We start from the raw sequence: 6117 nt of genomic DNA, 5'->3' as shown, positions 1-6117 counted from the left end.
CGGCGCATCGTCTGTGCTCGACCAGGTGCTGCTGGACCTGTATCGCCAGCCGAAACTGCCGCAGACGGCTTCGGTGTTGTAAACGCCACAGGACTTTGTAGGAGCCAGGCTTGCCCTAATGCCGGTCCGTTAAGGAACTGTAGGAGCAGCCGGTCGACGCTCGATTGCTCGCGAAAAACGTTAACGATGACGCGAGCATCCTGAATGGTCGCGGCGTCTACAGGTTTTTCGCGAGCAAGCTCGCTCCTACAGAGACCTTTTTCGCTTAACCGACTGGCATTAGGGCAAGCCCGGCTCCTACAGGTTCTGCGTAGCCAGACAAAATCAATTCATCTCCCCCTGCACCCGATCCCTACCCGCCTGCTTAGCCGCATAAACCCCCGAATCGGCGCGCAACAACAGCGCATCCGCACCCTCCCCGAGCCGCCAACTGGCAATACCGAAACTGGCGGTGATGATCCCCACTTCGTCGATGGGTGAACTGCGCACCCCGTGCCACAACTCCAGCGCCAGCACATAGGCGTTTTCGCCATCGATGTCCGGGCACAGCACCATGAACTCTTCACCGCCCAAGCGGCAAAACACATCCGTGCGCCTCAACCGATGAGCAATGCGCTCGCAGACAATCCGTAACACCCGATCGCCTGCGGCGTGGCCGTGCTGGTCGTTGATGCGCTTGAAGTGATCGATGTCGAGCATGATCACCGACAACTCACCGCCGCCGCGCTCTACCCGAGCCATCTCGGTGGTCAGGCGCTCCTGGAAATAGCGGCGGTTGTGGATACCGGTAAGGGAGTCAGTCACAGACAATGCGCGCAATTCTTCCTCGACCCGCTTCTGGTCGGAGATGTCCGAGATATAGCCATGCCAAAGCACGCCGCCGCCCGGTAGCTCCTCCGGCGTCGCTGCGCCACGGACCCAACGCAAGCCGCGCTCAGGCAGTTGCACGCGGTACTCCTCACGCCAGGGGCTGAGGTTGTTCGCCGAGGCACGGATCGACGCACGCACGCGGGTGGTGTCCTGCGGATGAATCCGGGTGAAGATCGCTTCGGCATTTAGCAGCAACACGTCAGGTTCCAGTTCGTAGATTTCGCGAATGCCGTCGCTGGCGTAGATCACACTGAAGCGGCCGTCGAACTCCATCTTGAACTGGTAGATCCCGCCGGGAACATGGGCGCTGAGTTTCTTCAGCAACACGTCCCGTGCGGCAAGCGCCTCATGTACCCGCTTACGCTCGGTAATATCGATGCACACCGCCAGGTGCCCGACCCACAGGCCTTGCTCATCCAGCACCGGGGTGGCCAGCATGTTGACGATCAAATGGCTGCCATCGCCACGCACCAGCGTCCACTCCCGCGCTTCGTGCCCGCCTTCTAGACTGCTCTCGACCAGCATGGCATGACAGGGCGGAACCGCCTTGCCGAAACGTGCACTCAACTCGGCCGAGCGTGCCGCCAGCTCCCGGCGCAAGTGCAGGTTCTCCAAAGTCATGTGGCCCACGACTTCGGCTGCGGTATAGCCAAGCATCTGCTCGGCACCGGCATTGAACGTGCTGATCACCCCACGCAAATCCGTGGCAATGATCGCCACCTGGGTCGCGGCATTCAGTACGCCGCGCAACTGACCGTGAGTGCCGCGCAGTTCCTGCTCGCGGGCGCGCAGTTCTTCGGTCCTTTGTTCAACCATTTTCAGCGCCCGTTGCCGCTGACTGACCAGCACGTAAAGCAGCGCGCTGAGCAGCAGACTGAGCAACCCACCGAGCACCACCAGCGTGGTGACCGATGAATGGTTGGCCTTGAGAAACACCTCGCTGGGTTGGATATCGACCTGGTAATCATGGTCGGCCAAACGCAAAAGACGCGTTGCCGACAACTCACTGATGGCCGCTACGTTAGGGGATTCAAACAACACCTCATGCTGATTATCTATAGATAAGTCGAGGATACGTACCGAGAGGTAATCACGGTCCGCCTCGGGCAATCCGTCGGCCAGCAACTGGCGCATGCTGATCACGGCCATGACATAACCTGATGGCTTGTCGGTCGTCGGACCCGGATTGTTGCGCAACATGACCGGCGCCACGAGCAGCACGCCTCGCGCATACGCCGGCTCGATACTGACCAGATGCAGCGGTTGCGAAACCGCCATCTGACCGCGCCGATCAGCCCGCTCCAACGTGTCACGACGCAACGGCTGGGCGAGCAAGTCGTAGCCGAGCGGCGAACCGAGTTTGCTTTGCGTCTGGCTGTACAGCACCACCACGTACTCGTCCCGCTGGGCGGCCAGTTGCAATTGGCCGTCGGCGTTGAGTTCGCGCACGGAAAAACTGCTGAGCCCCTCATCCTGCACACGACGCTCGAACGCCGCACGCTCATCACCCCTTACCCGTTCGGCAAACGAATACGCCTGGGTGCGGTGCAATAAAGGTTGGGTGTAGCCATTGAATTCCTGCCGGGACACCGCATCGGAATTGGCAATGAACCGACGCACGCCATCGAGGCGCTGTTCCTGATCTTCGAAACGTTCTGCGATACGGCTGTAACGTTCGCTGGCCAGCAGCTGGAAACGTTGCCGTAATTGATGGTGAAACAGATTGAGCGTCGACCACGCCAGCAATCCCGTGAGCATCCCGCCGATGAGCAATACCAGGAGCGCGACCAGCCAGGCCGAGACATCTTCGCTGATAAAACCCAGGATCTTGGGGCGCACGGCGTGCAACGACATAGACGCAACTCAAAACGCCAGGTGCGGGAAAGCCCTTTGGCCATGAGTTGAGTTATAGCTATTAGCCACTAATTTGACCAGCACTGATGGGGTCCTGTAGGAGCGAGCTTGCTCGCGATGGTCGATAACGATAATGCGTGCTTTCTGGATACACGCGGCGCTTTCGGGTTCATCGCGAGCAAGCTCGCTCCTACAGGGATCCAGGTGTCAACGGGCCGTTATTTTCCAGGCGCGATGGATCTTCGCGTTACGGGCAAAATCCGGATCGATGGTCTGGGCAGTGATCTCTTCGACCGCATAACGCTCGCTGAGGTTGGGCTCCAGGTCGAACTTGCGGAAGTTGTTGGAGAAGTACAGCACCCCACCCGGTGCCAAGCGCGCCATGGCCAGGTCGATCAATTGCACCTGGTCACGCTGCACATCGAACACGCCTTCCATGCGCTTGGAGTTGGAGAACGTCGGCGGGTCGATGAAGATCAGGTCGTACTCGTCCCGAGCGTTTTCCAGCCAGGCCATCACATCGCCCTGCTCCAGACGGTTCTTGTCAGAGAAACCGTTGAGCGACAGATTGCGACGCGCCCAATCGAGGTAGGTTTTCGACAGGTCGACGCTGGTGGTGCTGCGCGCGCCGCCCTTGGCCGCATGCACGCTGGCGGTTGCGGTGTAGCAGAACAGATTGAGGAAGCGCTTGCCGGCAGCCTCTTTCTGAATGCGCATGCGCATTGGCCGGTGATCGAGGAACAGCCCGGTGTCGAGGTAATCGGTCAGGTTGACCAGCAGCTTCACGCCGCCCTCGTTGACCTCGACGAACTTGCCCTGTGCCGCTTGACGCTCGTACTGCTTGGTACCGCTTTGACGCTCGCGGCGCTTGACCACCACGCGGCTCTTGTCGATGTTCAGCGCCTGGGGAATCGCCGCCAGGGCATCGAACATACGCGCCGACGCTTTCTCCGGATCGATGGATTTGGGCGCGGCGTACTCCTGAACGTGAACCCAATCGTGATACAGGTCGATGGCCATGGAATATTCCGGCATGTCGGCATCGTAGACGCGATAGCAATCGATACCTTCACGCTTGACCCACTTGCCCAGGGCCTTGAGGTTTTTCTGCAGGCGGTTGGCAAACATCTGCCCGCCTTCGCTCAGGCGCGGCTGCTCGATCACCGGCGCAGGTGCGGGGGTCGGTTTGATCGGGTTGCCGTTCTTGTTGTACTTGCGCTCTTGCGGTTCGTCGGGCGCCTGATCGTACTCGGCCTGTTCACGCTCGGCCTGACGCTGCTCCGGGGTTTTGCGTTCGCCGGTGACGAACTGATCAGGCAGCACCTTGATCAGCAACAGCTTGCACGGCAAGGCGCCGTTCCAGAACGAATACTGTTTGTGGCTGCGGATGCCCATGCGTTTGCCCAGGTCCGGTGCGCCGGTGAATACCGCTGCTTCCCAGTTAAGGCAGGCCTGACGCAGGCGTTCGCCAAGGTTCTGGTAGAGGTAAAGCAGGCTCGCTTCCTCACCCAGACGCTCGCCGTACGGAGGGTTGCAGATCACCAGGCCTTTCTGGTTCTGGTCCGGACGCGGCTCGAACGTCGCGACTTCGCCCTGGTAAATCTTGATCCACTCGCTCAGGCCGGCACGCTCGACGTTGTTGCGGCCAGGCTGGATCAGGCGCGGATCGGCTTCGTAACCGCGAATCCACAGCGGTGGCTTGGCCAGTCCGGCGGCAGCGCGCTCGCTGGCTTCTTCGTGAAGTTTTTTCCACAGTGCGGGGACATGACCCAGCCAGGCGGTGAAGCCCCACTGTTCACGACGCAGGTTCGGCGCGATGTCGGCCGCGATCATCGCCGCTTCCACCAGGAACGTACCGACACCGCACATCGGGTCCGCCAGGGCGCCGCCTTCGGCCGCGATGCGTGGCCAGCCGGAACGGATCAGGATCGCCGCCGCGAGGTTTTCCTTCAGCGGCGCCGCGCCTTGCTGCAGGCGATAGCCGCGCTGGTGCAGGCTGTGGCCCGAGAGATCGAGGGAAAGAATGGCTTCGCCGCGGTCCAGGCGCAGGTGAATGCGCAGGTCCGGGTTGAGTTTGTCGATGGATGGGCGGTCGCCCTGCGGCGTGCGCAGTTTATCGACGATGGCATCCTTGACCTTCAACGCGCCGAAATGGGTGTTGTCGATGCCCGAGCCGTGGCCGCTGAACTCGACGGCCAGGGTGCCGTCGTTGAGCATGTGATCCTGCCAGTCAATGTCGAGCACACCGTGATAGAGGTCTTCGGCGTTTTTCATCGGGAAACGCTTGAGCACCAGCAGCACCCGGTTGGCCAGGCGCGACCACAGGCACAGGCGATAGGCGGTTTCCATGGTGGCCATGCCGCGCACGGCAGAGGTGTGCTCACGTGCTTCCTCAAGGCCAAGCCCGGCGGCTTCCTCGATGAGCAGGCCTTCAAGGCCTTTTGGACAAGTGAGGAAGAGTTCGAAACGATCGGACATGAGGATTCGCAGCCTTTGGCTAGTGGACCGACAACGCATTGCCGGCCCGGTTTTCGATCAGGCGCTTTTCTAAAAGAGCGCCCGCGTGGCACGAAGGTGTGCCGTTCCACCCCTGCTGCCCGGGTTAAGTGAGCTTAGATGCAAGGACAGATAAAAAAGTTGATGCAACAAATTGACATAACTCGACCCTTCGTCGAATAGTCCTTCCCGGCAACGGGAGGCATTCTCACCAAAAAATCAAGCCGATCATCCTGCGCGGGGCCGATCATACCGGGGTTTCGCTAAAAAATACGCAGCGAACATCCGGTTACTTATGGCCATAGCACATGAACAGTTACTTCCTTATGACAAAACGATCATTCCCTCGATGTGACGCATTGGTTAGAAATCAACACAGGTTGTCGTCGCCATGACGTCAACACCTTGGCTCGCCACGCCGGCAGCGAGCCCCAACGGCAGAGTTTTTCTGCCAGACCTCGATTGAGGTCAACGCGATGAAAACAGTCAACAAGTGAGGGCAATACCCTATGAGAAGACTTAAGCGTGATCCGTTGGAAAAAGCATTTTTGCGCGGATATCAATATGGCGTTGGTGGCAAATCCCGTGAGCTTTGCCCTTTTACTCTACCGTCGGTACGCCAAGCCTGGATTAACGGCTGGCGAGAAGGACGAGGCGACAACTGGGACGGTATGACCGGCACTGCGGGCATCCATAGACTCAACGAACTTCACGCGGTCGGCTAACACAGGGCATACATTCCGACACGACAATCTGAGTATGTAATGAATTAACCACGCACGTCCCATCCGGACGGCGGGCTACGGCCCAGGGGCTCCTTTAAAGGGGCCCTTTTTTATGCCTGATCTGAAGCTACACATAATCCTGTGTAGGAGCTGCCGCAGGCTGCGATCTTTT

3 protein-coding genes are annotated in these 6117 nt (G+C 59.6%); 1 reads left to right on the top strand and 2 read right to left on the bottom strand.

Annotation, left to right across the window (positions count from 1 at the left end; all coding sequences use genetic code 11):
• Nucleotides 1-324: 324 nt before the first annotated feature.
• Together ACRESJ_RS07440 and rlmKL are read right to left on the bottom strand one after the other, a co-directional pair.
• Complete coding sequence (locus ACRESJ_RS07440) at nucleotides 325-2724, bottom strand: sensor domain-containing diguanylate cyclase (protein ID WP_431757326.1); 2400 nt, start codon at nucleotides 2722-2724, stop codon at nucleotides 325-327.
• Nucleotides 2725-2931: 207 nt separating this feature from the next.
• Nucleotides 2932-5202, bottom strand: a complete 2271-nt coding sequence (rlmKL, locus tag ACRESJ_RS07435; protein ID WP_431757325.1) for a bifunctional 23S rRNA (guanine(2069)-N(7))-methyltransferase RlmK/23S rRNA (guanine(2445)-N(2))-methyltransferase RlmL — start codon at nucleotides 5200-5202, stop codon at nucleotides 2932-2934.
• A 527-nt stretch (nucleotides 5203-5729) separates the two neighbouring features.
• Here rlmKL and rmf point away from each other — a divergent pair.
• The gene (gene rmf, locus ACRESJ_RS07430) at nucleotides 5730-5945 is read left to right on the top strand and encodes a ribosome modulation factor (RefSeq protein WP_128607102.1); all 216 of its coding nucleotides are present in this window, start codon (nucleotides 5730-5732) and stop codon (nucleotides 5943-5945) included.
• The last annotated feature ends 172 nt before the right edge of the window (nucleotides 5946-6117 follow it).

The organism is Pseudomonas sp. (genome assembly GCF_050739655.1).
Classification (GTDB): Bacteria; Pseudomonadota; Gammaproteobacteria; order Pseudomonadales; family Pseudomonadaceae; genus Aquipseudomonas.
The sequence above is the reverse complement of the archived record's forward strand: the minus strand, read 5'-3'. Positions and strand labels throughout refer to the sequence as shown.